Genomic DNA, 19,484 nt, shown 5'->3' on the forward strand with positions numbered 1-19,484 from the left:
AGCGAACAGGGATTGCAGGCTGGAGCTCACTCTGGGAAGGCTGGCAAACACTGCAAAGTAAACTGGACGGCTTTATTGCCGCCAAAGAGATGATGGCTTCGGGGATCAAGATCTGATCAAGAGACAGCGACATACCCCCAATCAACCGGGTTATCCCCCCATCATTTTCGCCGTCTGGATCGCCTCGATAAGCGCCGCACGGTTGATGCGAGGGCGCTCGCTATCGAGCAGCTGTTGCCACAGCGCAATGGCCCGGGTGTAGCGGCCGTGCAGGAAGTGATCGGCGGCGAGCAGCATCAGGGCGCTCACTTCCCCTTTATCCTGTTTGAGGGCGCTCTCCAGCAGGCGGGTTGCCTCCGGGGTAAGCTGCTGGCCCGCCTGATAGTAGCGCACGGTGGCCTGGGCGGCTTGAGTCGCCGCGCTGGCCCCCCCCTCCAGCAGGGCAAGGCGCTGATAGGCGAGCAGGGCGTTGTCATATTCGCCCCGATAGAGATAGAGCTGACCGAGCGCCGCCCAGCTGTTGAGATCGGCGGGGCTGCGCTGCAAGGTTTGATGCAGACTCCCCAGCTCCTTGTCCTGCAGAGCTCGTGGGCTTAGCCCTGCCAGCGGGTCGGGACGGGATGCATGGGCCTGCCATGCCTGATAGCGGCCGCTGCTCATGTAAGTGGCGGCAACGGCAGCGATTGCCATGATGCCAAGTAGCAACAAGACGCGCCCGTGCCGGGTATGGCGGTCGCTATTGTCACGCTGGTTGGTCAGTTGTGCGCGCAGGGCCAACTCTGTGGCGGGTGTGGCATTGGCAAGGCGGGCGGCGGTCAGCTCCCTATAGAGCGGCTCTGCGGGGGAGAGGCTGGCCTGCTCCCCAAGCATGATCAGCTGATTCAATTCGCTGCGCGGATCGGCGGCGGGTTGATGGCGCGGCTCAACGATGGCCTTAACGACAGGGACGGCCCGTACTTCTGTGCGCGTCAGGCGACGACGCAGAGTCAACAGCGCGAGCCCCAACAGCAGCAGGGGGCCACCCCACAGCAGCGCCGTGCTGGCTTTGAAGGGGGGATCGTAGCGCACGAAATCGCCGAAGCGCTCCGTCATCCGGGCGATCACCAGCTCATCAGACTGCCCCTCGTCGACCCAGCGGTAGACCTCGAGTCGCAGATCCCGCGCGATGGAGGAGTTGGACTCCACCAGATTCTGGTTTTGGCACTGGGGACAGCGCAGGGCGCGGGCCAACTCCTGCGCGCGCGGTTGCAGCTCGGGATGGCGAAACTGATAGGTATCGACCCCGCTGGCCGTGGCTGCTGGCGTGAAAGAGATCATCAGGCCGAGCAGCAGGAGATGTGGCAAGAAACGCGGTAAGTAACACAGAAAGTAAAACGGAAAGTAACGCAGCAAGGTCATGCCCTTCATGGTCTCGCCTCCCTTGCTAACACGTCAGCCCGCGCCTGCGCCAGCAGCGGTGCAAACTGGCGCTGCCAGATCTCGTTGGTGAGCGCGCCGGTGTGGCGGGCAAGCAGGGCGCCATCGGCATCAAACAGATAGGTTTCAGGCGTGCCGTAGACGCCGAGCTCCAGCGCCAGTTTGCCGTCGGGGTCGGCCAGCACGGCGCGATAGGGGTTGCCCGCCTGGATAAGCCAGGCGCGGGCTGCGTCACCCTTGTCCCGATAGTTGAGACCGTAGAGGGGCACTGTGCCCGCCAGCTCGGTGAGCAGCGGATGCTCGGCGCGGCAGTTGACGCACCAGCTGGCCCAGACGTTAAGCACAAAGGGCTCACCCTTGAGGCTGGCGGTCTGGATCGGACTCCCATCCAGCAGATTGTCGCTCTGCCACGCAGGCAGGGTGCGCCCCAGCGTCGCTTCATCCTGACGATAGGGATCTTGCCCGAGACCGAGCCAGAGCAGGGCGCCGAGGCCCAGGGTCAGCAGCAGGGGAACAAAGAGGCGCAGGCGGGATCTCATAACGCCTCCTGTTCGAGCCGGAGATTGGAGGCACCAACCGCAATGGGATGGGAGGCAAGCAAGGGGCGACGGGCGAGCAGGCGCAGGGTGCCGCCCGCGATCATCAGCAGGCCGCCGAGCCAGATCCAGCGCACCAGCGGCTTGTAGTGCAGCCGCATGGCATAGGCATCGGGTCCCATCTTCTCGCCGAGCACTACGTATAGATCGCCAAACAGCCCCCATGCTATGCCCGGTTCGTTCATGTTCATGGTGCGCACGCTGTAGTGGCGCCGCTCGGGTGTCAGCCGCGCCACCTCTTTACCGTCCTTATACACGCTAAGCGTGATGCGCTCGGCGGTGTAGTTGGGGCCGATCACCGGCTCTCGCCCCTCATAGCGAAACTCGAACGCGCCGAGTCGGTAGGGCTGGTTGGCGCCGAGCACTGTGCCCCCTTCCTGACTGTGGTGGCTCACTTGGGCAATGCCGAGGGCGCACACCGCCACCCCGAGGTGGGCCAGCAAGCTGCCGAGCCGCTTGAACGTCAGCTCACGAAGTGAGGTCAGTTGTGAGAAAGGGAGTAGCAGGCTGGCCATCAGCCAGAGGCTCACCATATTGGCGAGGATGCCGCTCCAGCTACCGGAAAAAGATCCCTGTTCCAGATAGGCAAGGCTAAGCAGCCCGCCGCCAAGCAGGCCAAACAGCGGCGGCAACAGGGTGTTGAGCCGGGAACCTGCGGCAAGCTGCTGCCAGCGCAGACGGGGCAGCTGGGTCATCAGCCCCATCAGCAGCAGGGCCAGTGGCACGAAGATGGTGTTGAAGTAGGGGGCCCCCACCGAGAGCGATCCCAGATGGAGCGACTGGAACACCATGGGGTAGAAGGTGCCGAGCAGCACACTTGCGCAGGCCACGCAGAGCAGCAGGATGGCGGCTGCCGAGCAGCCCCTCCTTTGACAGTAAGCCGAAGCGGGCGTAGGGGGCGCGGGTGTCGGCGCGCAGCGCAAACAGGGTGAGGGCGCAGGTTAACAGCAGCCCTAGCAGCAGCAACAGGGTGAGCCCCCGGTTGGGATCCACCGCAAAGGCGTGTACCGAGGTGAGCACTCCGGAGCGCACCACAAAGGTGCCGAGCAGGCTCAAGGCGAAGGTGAAGATGGAGAGCAACAGCACGGCGTGGCCGTAGGCGCCGCGCTTCTCGCAGACTACAAGAGCGTGCAGCAGGGCAGTGCCCAGCAGCCAGGGCAGCAGGGAGGCATTTTCCACCGGATCCCAGAACCACCAGCCGCCCCAGCCCAGTTCGTAATAGGCCCACCAAGAGCCCAGCACGATACCGGCGGTGAGAAACACCCAGGAGCCGAGCGCCCAGGGGCGGCTCCAGTGGGCCACGGCGCCATCCAGCCTGCCCGAATGGAGCGCTGCCATGGCGAAGGCGAAGTTGACTGCAAAGCCGACGTAGCCGAGATAGAGCAGGGGCGGGTGAATGATAAGACCTATATCTTGCAGCATGGGGTTGAGATCGCGCCCCTCCAGCGGTCCGGGGAATTGGCGGTCAAACGGGCTGGAGAAGATCAGGGTATAGAGGGTAAAGAGCCCCACGATCAGCCCCATGATGGCCAGTACCCGGGCGGTGATCAGCGGATCGACCCGCTTTGAACAGAGCGCGACCAGTGACCCCCACAGAGCCAGTGCGAAGACGAAAAAGAGCATGGAGCCTTCATGGCCAGCCCACACCGCAGCCAGTTTGAAGCCAAGGGGCAGGGCACTGTTGGCGTGCTGGGCCACATAGCTGACGGTGAAATCATCCCGGGCAAAGCAGCTGGCGAGCAGCAGCAGGGCCGCGCCCAGCAGGATGGCGTTGCTCAGCGCCAGCGGCTTGGTGCTGCGCAGCAGGGTCGGGGAGGCGAGCCGCAATCCCAGCCAGGGCAAGGTGCCCTGCAGCAGCGAGAGTACCGCTGCCAGTAGCAGTGAGAGATAGCCAAGCTCCGCTAGCACAAAACCTCCTGTTAATCAATCGTTTATGTTATGCCGCAGCGCCTGCACCGTACCGGCGCTGCGGCATAACATCCACATGCTTGGAAACAAATCAGCGCCAGTCGCCCGAGGGCGGCTGGCGATTGTCCCCCACTTTAATAACCGGATCACGACCTCGCTGCAGGAGCGTGAACGGGTTGTTATACGACTGTCATCTGGCCGGCGTAGAGCACGAAGTAGCGCAGCAGCAAGATCCCCATCAGGGTCAGGCTGCAGATCAGTACCAGATGGCCGTTCCTCTCCCGTAGCCGAGCGGGCATCAGCAGGGTGAGCAGCTGGGGCAGTAGCATGCCGATCCCCAGCACCCCGACCCAGAACACCTGAGCCCAGAAACCGCTGCCGATGGCAGCCCACATCGCCACCTCTTTCTGGCCGCCACCAAAGTAGAGGCCGGTAAAGAAGCAGACCAGCAGCAACAGCTCCACCGCCAGCACCGGCCGCTCGAAGCGGTGGACAAAGCTCACCCCCTGGCTGTGGTGGTTCTCTCTGAACAGGGTCACCGCCAGCAAGATGGTGGCGGCAATACCGGAGCTGATGCCGGAGACCAGAAACAGCACCGGCAGCACCGGGTTGTTGAGCAGCGGATAGGTTTTGAGCGCCGAGAGCAGAAAGCCGGTGTAGGCCCCCAAGAGCACGGCGAGCAGCAGCAACAGCGGTGCCAGCAAGGTTTCAACGCGTGCCAACAGGGCGATCAGTCCATCCACAAAGGCGAACTTCTCTTTCAGCAACCGGCGGCGCAGCGTCTCAATATCGGCTCTGAACACCACCGCCAGCCAGGCGAACAGCACAGCCATATAGAGCTGGAACAGCATGACCCCCATCGACATCACGGAGTCGAACTGGTAGTGGAACATCAGCTTCCAGAAGGTCCAGGGACGGGCCAGATGGAAGATGAGGATGAGCAGCCCCAATATCACGCTGAGCGGCGCCAGAATGGCGGTCGCCTTGATGATGCCGCTCTCGCTACCGGCCCCTTTGCGGCGCAGCAGCACCGAAAGGGTGGTGGCGCCGGCGGAGATGCCGAGCAGAAAGAGGTAGATGGCGATCGGCCAGTCCCAGACAAGAGAAGGGAAATGAAAGGCGTCATACCACATGATCCATTCCTCCTTCTGTTACTGCGGTAGATGGCGATCGGACAAATCCCAAAACAAGGGAAGGGAAGTGAAATGCCGCTTGCATGGTCATGAGGTTATCTCCCCTTTGGGGACGCGGTACATCTTGGGCGAGGTGCCGAGCGCCTGCTTGTAGCGATAGCTGGTCTCCTTCACCAGCCGCTGTGCGATGGGGCTGCCCGGATCATCCAGATTGCCAAACACCAGCGCCCTGGTGGGGCAGGATCCCACACAGGCTGGCTCCTTGCCCGCCGCCAGATTGGTCTTGCGGCAAAAGTCGCACTTGTCGGCGACCTTGGTGACCGGGTTGATAAAGCGCACCTGATAGGGGCAGGCGGCCAGACAGTACATGCAACCGACGCACAAGTCCGGGTTCACCTCGACGATGCCATCCTCCGCCCTGATATGGGAGGCCCCGGTGGGGCAGACGTGCACGCAGGGTGCGTTATCACAGTGCTGGCAGGATTTACGAAAGAAGCGGTACTCGGTATCGGGAAATTCACCGACGGGGCCGGAACGGATGATCTCGAGGCGCGAAACCCCTTCCGGCACCTGGTTCACCTCCCGGCAAGCATCCATGCAGGCGGTACAGCCGATACAGGCTGTCTCGTCGTGGATCATGCCATAGCGCACCCCGTTGATGGTCTGGCTGTGGGCGAGGGCAGTCGCGCGAACAGGCCCCGTCATCATGATGAGGGCCCCCGCGCTCATCCCCGCTATGAAGTGACGGCGAGAGCAGCTCATTGTGCCTCCTTGCCCGGGGCGGCGTTCGTGGCTCTGATCGCCTCATGCTGCTTGCTGTGGCAGTCGACGCAAAGCTTGATGCGGGATTTTTCAGGGATCCCCGCCATGGGCTCTTTGGCCGGGTGCAGCTGGTGACAGCTGGTGCAGGTGAGCTTGGTGGCGTGCACGTCGTGAGCCCAGAGCGCCTCGCGCAGGGGTTTGGGCTCGTGGCAGCTCATGCAGACCCCGTTTTGCTCGGTGATGGGGTAAGCCTCATCGCTTTGCGTGTCGTTGGCGCTGCTCAGCTTATCTTGCAATGCGCTTTGCTGGTCGTTGAAGCTGTCACTGAACCGCATCACATCCTTGACCCCTTCCCTGTGCTGGGGAGAGGGCAGGCCGTGGCAGTTGGTGCAGGTGACCGGCGCCAGGTTGTTGGGGTTGGTTGCCTGGCCATGCTTGCCGTGCATGCCGTAGGCCTGCTCCTTGTGGCAGTCGGTACAGGCCGCATCGGGATTGCGCAAAAACTCCACCTCCAGTGTGGCCGGGGTAGGTGTGGCCGGAACAGGGGCGGCAACCGGTTCGGTCGCCTGACCCTGTAGGCTGGTGAGCAGCATGGCTGCCATCAGCATCAGTCGTAAGAAATCCATCGTTAAATCACCCATAGGAAGCCTCCATCCGCTGCGGGCCCGATCTGGTCGGGCCCGCAGGCGCCATTACTGTGCCAGCCGTCCGGCCGCTTTGGCCTCGGCATCCCAGGCGGGGACTGTGGTCTTGAGGAACTGGGCCTTGTCGCTGTTCATCTGTTTCATATCCATGCCAAGGGCGGTTTGGGCCTTCTCCTTGCTGGAGATGTCGGGGATGGCGATCTCGTGGCTGATCCCTTTGGTCGCCAGCAGGCGAGCCAGTTTGGTGCGGGCGTCAGCGGCCTTGTCCAGCGCGCTGCCAAGTACCTTGAGGGCCACTTCGGGGGCGTGCATCTGCACCCCGTGGGAGGCGATGGCATAGTCCCAGCGCCACTGGGCGTGACGGATGTCCTGCAGAATGTCCTTCATCTCGGCGTCGGTGGCACCGGCATCCCAGGCCGCCTTGGCCTCGAAGTGGGCGTGCACCAGCTGCTTCTCGACCTTCAGCTTGGTCTCGATCACCGCCTCTTTGCGCTGCTGGACTATGCCTTGCAGCATCTCCTTGCTCTGGGTGTGGCAGTTGCGGCAGGTCTGCTCGAAACGATCGAAAGGGTTGCCCACCTTGTGATCCGTGTAGACCTTGCCCTGATCGTTTTGCACCTTGGGCATGTGGCAGTCGACGCAGGCGACGTTGTTCTGGCCGTGGATGCCAGCGCGCCAGGTCTCGTATTCCGGATGCTGGGCCTTGAGCATGGGTGTCCTGGAGAGGGCATGAGTCCAGTCGGCGAAACCGATCTCGTCGTAATACTCTTCCATCTGCCCAACCGTGGTGCCCTTGTCCCAGGGGAATTTCACCGCCTTGGTGGGGCCGCTGAAGTAGTACTCCACGTGGCACTGACCGCACACCTGAGACTGCTGATCGAAGCGTCCCTGATCCTTGAACGGCTTGCCGATGGCGGTCATGGCTCGATCGGCATAGGGACGGGAGAGGTGCAGGGCCGGTTTGCCCTCCTTGAACTCTTTCGAGGCGGTGTCGTGGCAGTCGGCGCAGCCGATGGTGTTGACAATCTCCGGCCCACCTTTTGCCCACATCCCCTTGAAGTAGCCATCCTCGCCTTTCTCATCGATGACGCGGGCCACATCCGGGCCTTTGCAGCTCCAGCAGGCCATCGGCAGCGGGCCATCTTCGGCAGTTTTCGGGGCGCCGGTGCGCAGGGTTTCCCGCACATCGGTCAGGGCATAAAAGTGGCCGCGTGGCTTGTTGTAATCCTTGGCAAAGGGGTAACCGCCCCACAGCACGATCATATTGGGATCTTCTGCCAGCGCATCGGTGCGCGTCTCGCTCTCGCGGGTGGCCTGCCAGCTGGTGAACTGATCGGTGTGATCCTTGGCGAACAGCTCACTGCGCGCCTCTATCTTGCCCTTGGTGGTTGCCTCATCAGCCTGTGCAAAGCCGCTGGCGCCAAGCCAGCTGGTTAGCAGCAGGGCAGCGAAGCCCAGTTGGGTATGCCTGTGTTGTGAACCCACGTTTATCACTCCCAGATAAATGTCTTGGTCTGACCCTTTCCATCTTGTTGCGTGGATTTCATCCCCATTGGGCGGGGTGGGCAGACGTGTGGTTGGCGATGAATAAAACCGCGCAATATGTGATTTCTAGAGGCTTACCCTATCAAATAGGTAAATTTAATGATGATTTATCAGCAGGAGAGTTGTGCCAGATCAATTGGTGCACCGGATTGATCGTTGAAATGAGATCTCGATTAAATTTTATGAAAACTCAACTCTTTGTTCACCGCAGAACATCCGATGTAAGGGGGGACAGATACCGTCATGAACGAGCCATGTTGCTGCCAATCCCGTTTGCCATTGCCACAACGCGGATTGCAACGCCATTTCGAATGTGTTTTTTTTGACTAAATATGCAATTTCGGCATGTTGAGTGCGAACCATGTGACGCGCCAGCAGTCGTCAGTTCATCGAGGTGCTGGGCAAATTTCTCGCCACGCGACCGAAATGCTCACATGCGAGCGAATAAGCCTGTTACTAGAGGGGTGGAGGCGGGGCCATTCAAATCTTGTTTTGTTTAAGAACCCTTGCCTGATGCACAAAGTTGTCAGTTAAGGCCATTTAATCGCTTTTGTTGTCGAAAATAGCGAAAAGACCCAAGCTGCCGGGTGCGGTATGATTATTGAACAAATGAGTATCCGGTTGATACTGATATCAGTGCGTAAAATGGTACTGGAGGCTGTATGGCTGAGTTGCAAATTGAAACGTCCAAGGTGATCACCCAACTCGAGGGCTCCGTGTTTGTCATCAATGCAGATGGATCTGTCATACGCGCAAAGGTGGGGATGGTGTTGCAGCCGGGGGACCGCCTCCAAACCGCCCAAGGGGGCCATTTTCAACTAGCCGAGCCGGGCAGTGATACGGCTGGTGAGCAAGCGGTTGCCGCCAAACCTGAGCCTGCCACTCCCGCTGGTGATGGGCAACTGGCCGATCCGGAGCTGGCCTCGTTGCAAGAGGCTATCCGCCAGGGGATAGACCCGACAGCTCAATTCCAGGAGACCGCGGCGGGCAATGCTGCCGCGGCTGCAGGTAATATCGGCGGTGTCGCCGGTTCCAGCTCGGGCGGATTCGTTGTGGTCGATCGTACCAATGACGCTACCCTGGCCGAGGCTGGTTTCGACACCTATCACACAGCTCAACCTGCGGGCGATGAGCTGCTGTTTTCCGAAGAGCGCGACCTCTTTGCCGCTATCACCATCACCGACCCCCAGACCAGCGACAACATCATCAATGCCGATGAAGCGGCGGGCGTCATCATCCGCGGCACTGTGTTCGATGTGGAGGTGGGCCAGCCGGTCACCGTCACCCTTATCGACCAGGCGGGAAATTCACTGACAGTAACGACCGTGGTGCTGCCTGGCTTGGTCTGGGAGGCCAACTTTGGCGATGTCACCGGCAAGCTGGTGGATGGCCCGCTGCAGATTGTGGCCAATACCCAGGATCAGGCGGGCAACAATGCCAACGACACCGGCCAGACCCTGCTCGATACCATCACCACCATTACTCTGGATCTCGCCGATGAGAGCGACAGCGGTGCCAGTCAGACCGATGATCTGACCCGCGACAATACCCCGCTGCTGCAAGGCAAGGGGGAGCCCGGCGCCACCGTGACCCTGAGCCTTGGCGGCAGCGTGCTCACAGTCCTGACGGTGGATACCGCCGGTAACTGGCAATATCAGTTGCCGCAGACCCTGGCCGATGGCCAGTACCAGTTTCAGGTCAATTCAGTGGATATTGCCGGCAACCGCGCCAGCGATACCCTTGTTATCAATGTCGATACCCAGGCCTTCATCGACATCGATGATCTCGATACCGCCGCCCTGTTTGGCAATAACAGCGCCACCCTGAGCGGTTCCAGCAGCAATGTGGAAGCGGGTCAGAATGTCACCATCACCCTGGTCGACAGCAATGGCCAGCCGCTGCTGACTACCTCGGCGCTGGTAGGGGCCGATGGTCGCTGGCAGGTGAGCGGCCTTGATCTCTCCGGCATCAATCAATCCTTTGAAGTGCGCGCCAGCGTCACCGATTTGGTGGGCAACAGCGCAAGCGATGGCGCACCGCTGATCGGTCAGAGCGAGACCCTGACACTCTCCGAAGCAGGTTTGGCCGATGGCCCGGTGACCGCGACCGGCAGTCTCAATACCGGTGCCGGTCAGGATGGCAATCTGCAAGTTCAGTTTGCTGCCGACCAGAGTGCGCTGGAAGGGCTGGGGTTTGTCAGCCACGGTGTGCCTCTCGGCTACACCATCAATGGTCAGACCCTGACCGCCACCGCCGGTGGTTCGACCGTCTTCACCCTGACCCTCAACAATGACGGCAGCTACCGCATCGTCTGGAGTCAGAGTCTGGATCACGGTCAGGACACGTTGCGCCTGCCGTTCAACCTCGAATATCGCGATAGCGACGGCGATCTGGTGAAGGCGCCGTTGGTGCTCACTCTGGTGGACAGCAATCCGCCCAGCTTCGACATCCCGGCCATTCCCCTGACCGAAGATGCCTTTACCAACGGCGCCGCCGTGGTGGGCGAGAGCAGCTTTGTGGTCAAACACACCGCCGATCCCCTGCTGGTGGATTCGCTGGTGTTCAGTAACCAGAGCCAGACCCTGGCCACCCTAAACGGTGCCGGGCTGGGGAGTGATGGCCATCCGCTGACGTTCGAATTTGCCGGTGATCGCACCCTGTTGGGTTACTACCTGGATGGCAGTGGCAAACGGGTAGAGGTGCTGCGCGCCGAGCTGAAGGCTGAGCAGCAGGGCAGCGATGTGGGCGGTCGGGTGGTCGTCACCCTCACCGGGCCGCTGGATCATCAGGGCCGTGACAGCCTCTCCCTCGGTTTGCAGGTGAGCGCCAACGAGATCGACGGCGATAGCACCAGTGCCAACCTGACGCTGACCGTCAATGATGGCAGTGATCCTGCATTGGGCATCGACAAGGGTATTGCCCTGCAAGAGGGGGGTAACCAGAGCATTGATGGTCAGCTGCCGGTGACGGTGGGCAGCGATCGTCTGGTTTCCCTCAACTTTGATGCGAACCAACCGGCGTTGGCCGGGCTGACCAGTCAGGGCAAGGCCACCAGTGTCGAGGTCAATGACAACCAGCTGATCGTCAAGGATTGGCAGGGCAAGGCTATCCTCACCGTCACCATCGAGCTGGATGGCAAATACAGCGTTTCTCTGACCGGCGTGTTTGACGAGCCGGTGGCGACCGATCGCCTCAACCTCGGTTTGAAGGTACAAGGCAGCGACGTTGACGGGGACAAGAGCAACCTCGGCACCCTCAATATCACCATTACCGACGGTGTTTTGCCGCAAGTGAATCCGGTTTCGGTCACCTTGAGCGAAGATAGCGACTGGCAGCTGGGGCAGAGCCTGTCTGGCGATCTGGCCATCACGGTAGGCAGCGATCCGTTGGCCAGCATCACCTTCGATGCCAATCAGCCGGGGCTGCAAGGGTTCACCTCGGGCAAGCAGGCCGTTGCCATCACGGTGGCCGATCACCGTATCGAGGGGCATACCCCCGATGGCAAGCTGGTGTTTGAGTTGACCCTCGGTGATGACGGCAAATACAGCGTCACCTTCCATCAGCAGCTTGATCAGGGCAGTGCAAATAGCTCGCTGCAAGCGGACTTTTCCCTGCTCGACAGTGATGGCGACAAGGTCTCCTCCACCCTTACAGTCGCGGTGGGCGATGGCGCCAACCCGACAATCTCTGCCGTGACTGGCACCACTATCACCGAGACGGCGCAAGGTGAGGCGGCCGCCGTCAGCACCATGAGTTTTTCGGTGGCGCACGGTAGCGATGCCCTCGACCTCAGCTCCCTTGGTTTTGATATCACCGCTATTCAGGGCACCCTGAGCGGGTTGACCAGCCACGGCAATCCGGTCACCTTCTCCCTCGATGCCAACGGTCAGTTGGTCGGGACCGCCGGTGGACAGGTGGTGCTGCGCGCCGAGCTGAGTCTGGTCGACAACAACGGCAACTGGAGCGTCACCGCCAAGGTGACCCTGAGTGGCGAGCTGGACCACAAGGGGAGCGAATCCCTCAAGCTGCCGCTGGCAGTTACCCTTGCTGACCAGGATGGCGATAGCGTCGGCACCACGCTGCCGCTCACCATTGTGGATGGCAAGGCGCCGAGCTTTATCGCTGGCACTGACGTGACGCTGGATGAGGGGGACCTCACCGGCAGTAACAGCCTGAGCCAAACCGGCCACTTCGATGTGCAAGCCGGGTCGGATCGGGTGGCCGAAGTGGCCTTTGCTGATGCCAACCAGCAACCGGTTCTCACTGCTCTCGGCCAGAGCGTTAAATACGAGCTGGTTGATGGGGATCCCGCCATCCCCGGCAGTCAGTTGCTCAAAGGTTATGTGATGGTGGATGGCCAGCGGGTCGAGGTGTTCGAGGTCAAGCTGACTGGCAGCCTCGATCAGGCGGGCAAGAACGGGTTTGACTATCAGGTGACCCTCTATCAGGGGCTTCATCAGGGTGGCAACGCCGTGACCGAGCTGCCCATCAAGGTGATCGTCAACGACTACGACAAGGCAGACGGCAACAACGACAGCACCAGCGGCACCCTCAATATCACGATTGGGGAAGGGGAGAAACCGACCCTCACCCTGACCGGCGTGACGCTTGGCGAAGGGCGTTTCGATGGCGCCAACTTGGCCACCGATGACCAGCAGGCGAGCGGCAAGATCACCATCCAGGCCGACTCAGACCCCGTGGTCGATGTGCGGTTGGCCCTCTCCGGTCAGGTCATGGATGCCAGTGGCAAGCCCATTACCCACAATGGCGAGAGCTTGAGCTGGAAAGCGGTGGGCACGGATGGCCATACCTTCCAGGCGGTGACCAGCGGCGGTCTGGTAGTGATGACTGTGTCCATCCCCACCGTCCCCGCCAGCATAGCCGCTCACACCAGTGCGGAGATCGGCTATCAGGTGACGGTGCATACCAATCTGGATCACGGTGCCGACAACAAGTTGGAACTGACTTTGCCAGTCAAGGTCACTGATAGCGATGGCAGTGTGACCACCGGCAACACCACTGCGGTGATTTCTGATGCGGCCAATCCTGTGATCACCAACGTCGAGGGGGGGACCGTCAAGGAGTCGGATCTCAATGGTGGCGGTGGCCAGCATGGGGGGACCAGCCCGTCAGGCATGGGCGAAGTCGCCGTCGGCCAGGTGACGATTGCCGCCGGGAGCGACCGGGTGGTCTCTCTGCAACTGGATGTGGCACGTTTCAACGCCCTCAACAGCCTCACGTCGGGGGGCAAGGCGGTCACCATCGGCGCCGATAGCCAGCCGGGCGTGTATCTTGGCAAGGACAGCGCGGGCAAGGTTATCTTCAAGCTGACGTTGGATGTCTCCGGCCGTTATACCTTCGAGCTCTCCGGCAATCTGGATCACAGCGTCCAGGGCAAGGATCTGCTGGATATCCAGCTGCCGTTACAGGCGCGAGACAGTGACGGAGACCTCAGCGCCGAAGTGATTGGCCATGTGAGCGTGCAGGATGATGTGCCCGTGGCCGTGGATGCGAGCAAGACCCTGAATGAAGGTGCGAAAGTGACCGGCGATCTGCTGGCCACCGCCAGCGAGGGGGCGGACGATGCGGTGGTGAAATCGGTGACCATCAATGGTACCGAACACCCCATCGCAGCTAGCGGCAACACTACCATCGCGGTGGCTGACGGCACAGGGCAAGTCATCGGCACTCTGGTGATCAATGCCGAGGGTACCTACAGCTTTACCGCCAAATCGGGCATCGATCACAGCAACACCACGCTGGTGCAGCAGATTGAATTTCATCTGGTGGACGGGGACCGAGATAATGATGATGGGGTCCTGACCCTGACCATCCAGGATGAGGCAGGCAAGCTCACCGTGAGCGCGGCCACCGGCCAAGAGGATACGGGGGCGACCAATCCCGGCCAGGGGATCCCCATCACCATGAACCTGGATATAGGCGACTTCGATCGGGGCGAGCATGTGGAGCAGTTGCTTATCCAGGCACCGGCCAATGCCCAGGGCATCTTCTACTTCAACGGCATCGCACTCACCACCATTACCCAGGGTGGCAAGACCTGGTATCAGGTGCCGCCAGAGGCCATGGTGGCGGTGGCCAATACCAATGACAGGTTCCAGCTGACCGGTGTCACCTTCGTACCAAATCATGACTACTCGAGCTACAACAACGGGGGCAGCGCGCTGCGCTTCCCGGTGCAATTACAGGTGGGCGTCACCGAGGGGAACAAGCCCCCGGTGTTGACCGGCAATCTGGACATTACGGTAGAGGGCATTGCCGACAAGCCGCTCTGGGATGGGGCGAGCACGAATCAGCACTACAGCACCAATGAGGACAGCACCGGCATCGCTCTAAATGTGAAGGCCGCGCTCACCGACACCGATGGCTCCGAAACCCTGAGCTACCAGATCAAGTGGGAGTTGGGCCAGGGCAGCCTGACCCTGAATGGCAAGGTGCTCACCCCGGGGGCAAACGGCCTCTACACCGTTGCTGGCGGCGACATCAACAAGATAATTGTGGTGCCCGGTAAGGACTACAGCGGTGACATCAAGCTGGTGGTGACACCGGTGAGCACAGAGAATACCCCTGTGGTGACCGACAAGGTGACAGCCCTCGGCGATCCGTTGGCGGTGGTGATCAATGTCAATCCGCAGGCGGATGATGCCAAGCTGACCATTCGTGATATTCAGGGCAAGGAAGACATCTTGCTCGATTTGGGTAGCAAGATCTCCCTGGCTCAGCTGGGTGACAAACTCGATGGCTCCGAGCAGATGTTTGTCCGCATCAGCGGCTTGCCTGCCGGGGCAACCTTGCTGCTTGGCGGTGTAGCGGTGGGTCAGAATGCGGCGGGCTACTACGAGGTGCCCTATGACCGCATTCGCGAGCTCAAGCTTGAACCACCGAAAAACAGCAACGTCGATTTCGATCTCACCATCAAGGGAGTGGTGAAAGACACCGCAACGCTGACCGATGCCAATGGCCAGATCCATACAGTGGTCAACGAGAAGGAGACCGGCGCCCAGACCATCCATGTGGATTTGGTTGGGGTCGTGGATAAACCCCACGTCGAGTTGGGCGGCACAGGTTGGGCGTCTGAAGGCGCAGGGTACGCCATCACGGTGGCCGAAGATGGCAAGGCGCCGCTCAACTTCAAACTGGCATCCGGTGAGTGGGTAGAGACCCCTCTCGATCACTCGGAAAGTCTCAACATGGTGTTGGGTGGTTTGCCAGACGGAGCCCGGGTGTTCGATGCCAGTGGCAATGAGTTGACCCTCACCTTTGCCGGACTCGATGCCAGTGGTAAACCGACGTATCAGGTCAATGTGTCGGATCTGGGCAATCTGCAGATCCAGCCGCCACCCAATAGCACCGCTGATCTGCATCTGATTGCCAAGGTCGTGGTGACCGAGAGCGATGGCGATCACAAGAGCTTCGAGGTGCCCCTGCACATCAAGGTTGAACCGGAGATCGATGCGACCCACTACAGCAAGACCAGCCATGGTCTTGAAGATCAGTTCGTTGCGCTCGACTGGCATCCGGTGTTGACCGATGAGGCCGAACAGGTGACTGGTCTGACGCTATCGGGCGTGGCAGATGGATACCAAATCTGGTTGCGTGCAGGTGGCGTTGATACCCAGATCGCCATCAGTGGGGGCAATGTCTCGTTGACCTCCGCTCAACTCGACAGCCTGCTCAAGGGTGGGCAGCTGTTGGTGAAAGCGCCGGAAGATAGTGACAGGGATATTACGATTCAAAGCCATGTCACCGTGACCCAGTATGATGTGGATTCCAGTGTGGTGGCTAACAAAGTGATTGATGGGCAACTGCACGTCGATATCCAGGCGGTGGTGGAACTCGATGGCAATCTGGTACAAGTCGGGGGGGCTCTGGTCAGTCCTGATGGAGATGACATTCCGCTCAACGGTATCTTTGTTTTTGAGGATCTGGATCTTAGCAGCAGTGAGACCATCAACTACCTGGTGATAAGCGAGTTGCCTCCCGGTTTCGTGGTGGTGGGGGGGATTAACGATGGTCTGGGCAACTGGACTGTACCGAGTAGCTCGCTTGGCCATTATTCTTTACACGCTCCTGGAGGTTATCCTGGTGGTACAGTCACCTTCAAGGTGAGTGCCCAAGTGATCGATCTTGGCGATAACAATGAACATGATGTCAGTATGCCGGCTTATCGTAAGCTGACGGCCACTGCTGAGTTTAAAGATAAAATTGAGTCAAATCAGGTTGCAGCAACCGTCGATGTTGACAACAGAGCCCCTATAACCGGCGTAGAAGATCACGGAGTCAACGTTGGTGCCCAGTTTAAGAACATGGTTACCCTTGGCGCTGCGGATATGGGCGATGATGAACTCAGTATCGTTATCACCGGTCTGCCAGCCGGGGTGAATGTAGAGGGGCTGACCTTCGACTTCGTCAATAACGAGTATCTGATCAAGCTGCCGGGCGGCCTCAGTGACCTTGACAGGCTGACTCTGACCCTGCCGGAGGATTATGCTGGCAACAACCTGCATTTCAATGTGCGGTTGGTCAACACCGATACGGTGAGCGGTGATACCAAGACAGTCGAGAAGCAAGTCACTCTTTCCATCACCCCCGAAGTGGATATCAACGGCGGCCAGGATGGTCACCCTGAGCTGACGCTGCAGGTGAGGGACGTGAACGGTCAGCCGAGTAACGTTGAAGACACAGTGACTCACCTCAACCTCTCGGTCAAACTGGCCGATATCAGCCCGAGCATTGCGGATGGCGGTCTCGAGACTGTGGAGACGGTGACCATTACCGTCGATCCCAAGTTTGGCTATTTCCTGATGGGCAACCAGCCACTGACCACGCTGGTGGTGAGCGATATGGCGGCGCTCAAGGATCTGATGTTTGTGCCAAAAGAGCACTTTAGCGGCAAGGTACCGCTGGATATCAAGGTCGATATTCTGGATACCGCCACCACGGGCACGGCGCAAGGCAGCTGGAACGGGCATGTGGAATTTGAGGTCAAGCAGGTCAACGACCCGGCCACGCTCACGGTACACAATGTGGCAGGCAATGAGGATGGCACGGTCAACCTCGCCGGATTTGGCGCGGCCCTTGTCGACAACGATGGCTCGGAACAGATAGTCGCGCTGCAGATCAAGGGGGTACCGGATGGCTTCACGCTGTCGGCTCCAGCGGTCAACAATGGCGGCGGCATCTGGCAGATCCCGGTGGGGACTGACTTCTCCAAACTGACCCTGATCCCGCCAGCGGATTTCAGCGGTAGCGTGGATCTCTCCTTGAGCGCCTTTACCCTGGACAAGGGGCTCTCTATTCCGCTCGAGACCAGCGGCAGCTTCACCGTCACCGTCAATCCGGTGGGGGATGTCATCATCGCCGACATTCAGGACAAGGCGAGTGGCACCGAAGGGGATGTGATCACCCTGGATCTGGGGCTAGAGACCCACGATACCCAGGTAACCGGCGGCACTGCCGCTAATGTCCATGAGAATGGCCCGGAGCAGGTGCGGGTCACTATCGAAGGGGTACCTGATGGTGCCCAGATCCGCTTGCCAAACGGCGTTGCTGGCACTGTGGTTGATCTGGGAGGGGGGCGTTGGCAGGTGACCACGGATGGCGGCAAGCTGGGTGCTGTTGAACTGGTGACCAATGACACCAACGGGACGCTGGATCTCAAGGTGACGGCCCAGAGTCTCGACAACGGCGCCCTTGGTCCCGAGGTCAATAGCACCATCCATGTGGATCTGAGCCCGGTCAACGATGCGCCTGTCAACGTGCTGCCTGCGGCAGCGCTGGTGGCCGAGGAGGACACGCCGTATACCATTAACGGTTTACAGGTGAAAGATGTGGATGCGGGCAGCAGCCCCATTGAGGTACGCCTCTCGGTCGAGCACGGTACCCTCAATCTGGCTACGGGCAGCGGGGTGACCGTGAGCGGAAACGGGTCCGGTACGCTGGTGCTTAGCGGGTCGCTTGATGCCATCAATGCGCTGCTGTCCGGGGGGGTGACTTATCAGGGTAAGCAGGACTTCAATGGTCAGGATCAGCTCACCATGGTGACCAATGATCTTGGCAATACCGGCAGCGGCGGTGCGCTTGGCGATACCGATGTGGTGGCGATTGAAGTGCAGCCGGTCAACGACGCGCCGATCAATCAGGTGCCGGGCAGCATGACGGTGAAAGAGGATGGTTCGCTGTCGCTTTCCGGTATCAGTGTGAAGGACGTGGATGCAGGCACTGCCCCCATGTCCATGGTGCTGCAGGTCGAGCACGGTGTGCTCACCCTGCTGGGTGCTAGCGGCGCCGTGGGAGTGCAGGGTGCAGGTACCGGCGAGATCACCCTGGTGGGTTCTCTTGTCGATATCAATAACCTGCTTGCCAGCCAGCTGCACTATGAACCAGCCAAGGATTTCTGGGGCGATGACAATCTCACCATCACTACCTCGGATCAGGGCAACACGGGGTCGGGTGGGGCGCTGACCGACAGTGCCCAGATCGGCATTACTGTGACCGCCGAGGCGGACGATCCGCGCCTTAATCTGGGGGCCCATGAGATCCACGCCCTGCAGGGGGCCTGGGTACCGCTCAACCTGAGCGCCAGCGTGGTCAACCCCGCGCCGGGTGAGCTCTCCGTTCGCATCCACAACCTGGGCGGCGGCCAGGTGGTGGACGAGCATGGCCAGAGCGTGGGTCATGCTGACAGCAACGGTGACTGGCTACTGCCGATGGATCAATCCGTGCCGATCTATCTCAAGGATCTGCCGGTGGGAGATCACGCCCTGACCCTGAGTGCAGAGTCCAGTGTGGGTGGCGCTATCATCAGTTCCCCGTCCGATACGGTCATCGTCCACAGCCAGAGCGGCCATGACCTGCAGGGCTCGGATCAGAGTGACTGGCTGTTTGGTTCCGGTGGAGATGATCGGCTCCTGGCTGGCCAGGGGGATGACGTGCTCAGGGGGGGCCAAGGCAACGACATTCTGACTGGCGGTGCCGGCAGCGATCTCTTCGTGTGGGGAAGTGGTGATGAGGGGACGGCGGCGTTGCCTGCCATGGATACCATTACCGACTTTCGCCCGGAAGAGGGGGACAAGATCGATCTGACTGACATGTTGCACGGGGTGACCGACAACAGCGTGGATGGCTTGCTCAATCACCTCTCCGCCAGTGTGGCCACCGGCAGCAGCGGGCTGAGCGACGTGAGTCTCTCGGTATCACCGGCGGGGGATGGCCAGGTGACTCAGCAGATCACCCTGAAGGACGTGGACTTGAGCAGCTGGCATGTTGCCAGTAGCTCATCCCACGATATCTTGCAGTCCATGCTTGATAACCAGAGTTTGATCATCCAGCACCCTTGATGCGCTGAACATGCAAACAAGTAAAGGTAGAGCCGGCGATTGCCGGCTCTTTAGTTTATCCATTCGCGGGCGATTGTGTTATCAGACCAGTGCCTGGGCCAGCAGATGGATGAGGTGTGCACA

The 19,484-nt window shown here is 60.4% G+C and carries 7 protein-coding genes and 1 pseudogene; 1 reads left to right on the forward strand and 7 read right to left on the reverse strand.

The features are described 5' to 3' along the window. Nucleotides 1–150: 150 nt before the first annotated feature. The 7 genes and pseudogenes from nrfF to nrfA form a co-directional block, all read right to left on the reverse strand. Nucleotides 151–1,317: a heme lyase NrfEFG subunit NrfF gene (gene nrfF / locus GWQ22_RS12470; protein ID WP_275930508.1), complete on the reverse strand. Its 1,167-nt coding sequence runs from the start codon at nucleotides 1,315–1,317 to the stop codon at nucleotides 151–153. An 86-nt stretch (nucleotides 1,318–1,403) separates the two neighbouring features. Continuing rightward, a complete protein-coding gene (locus tag GWQ22_RS12475) occupies nucleotides 1,404–1,955 on the reverse strand; it encodes a DsbE family thiol:disulfide interchange protein (RefSeq protein WP_275930492.1) in 552 nt (183 codons plus the stop codon). After that, nucleotides 1,952–3,920 (reverse strand): annotated as a pseudogene (gene nrfE / locus GWQ22_RS12480) (heme lyase NrfEFG subunit NrfE). Before nrfE ends, GWQ22_RS12475 begins: the two are co-directional and overlap by 4 nt. 179 nt (nucleotides 3,921–4,099) lie before the next feature. Beyond that, nucleotides 4,100–5,053, reverse strand: coding sequence for a cytochrome c nitrite reductase subunit NrfD (nrfD, locus tag GWQ22_RS12485; protein WP_275930493.1), 954 nt, complete (start codon nucleotides 5,051–5,053; stop codon nucleotides 4,100–4,102). 87 nt (nucleotides 5,054–5,140) lie between these two features. Further along, the gene (locus GWQ22_RS12490; protein ID WP_275930494.1) at nucleotides 5,141–5,815 is read right to left on the reverse strand and encodes a 4Fe-4S dicluster domain-containing protein; all 675 of its coding nucleotides are present in this window, start codon (nucleotides 5,813–5,815) and stop codon (nucleotides 5,141–5,143) included. Then, nucleotides 5,812–6,456 carry a cytochrome c nitrite reductase pentaheme subunit gene (gene nrfB, locus GWQ22_RS12495; protein ID WP_275930495.1) on the reverse strand — a complete coding sequence of 215 codons (645 nt, stop codon included), beginning with the start codon at nucleotides 6,454–6,456 and terminating at the stop codon, nucleotides 5,812–5,814. The genes GWQ22_RS12490 and nrfB overlap by 4 nt, the downstream gene beginning before the upstream one ends. Before the next feature lie 51 nt (nucleotides 6,457–6,507). Beyond that, a complete protein-coding gene (gene nrfA, locus GWQ22_RS12500) occupies nucleotides 6,508–7,950 on the reverse strand; it encodes an ammonia-forming nitrite reductase cytochrome c552 subunit (RefSeq protein WP_275930509.1) in 1,443 nt (480 codons plus the stop codon). Nucleotides 7,951–8,666: 716 nt separating this feature from the next. Here nrfA and GWQ22_RS12505 point away from each other — a divergent pair. Beyond that, nucleotides 8,667–19,361, forward strand: coding sequence for a retention module-containing protein (locus tag GWQ22_RS12505; RefSeq protein ID WP_275930496.1), 10,695 nt, complete (start codon nucleotides 8,667–8,669; stop codon nucleotides 19,359–19,361). Nucleotides 19,362–19,484 lie beyond the last annotated feature (123 nt).

The organism is Aeromonas sp. 1HA1, assembly GCF_029237385.1.
GTDB lineage: Bacteria > Pseudomonadota > Gammaproteobacteria > Enterobacterales > Aeromonadaceae > Aeromonas > Aeromonas popoffii.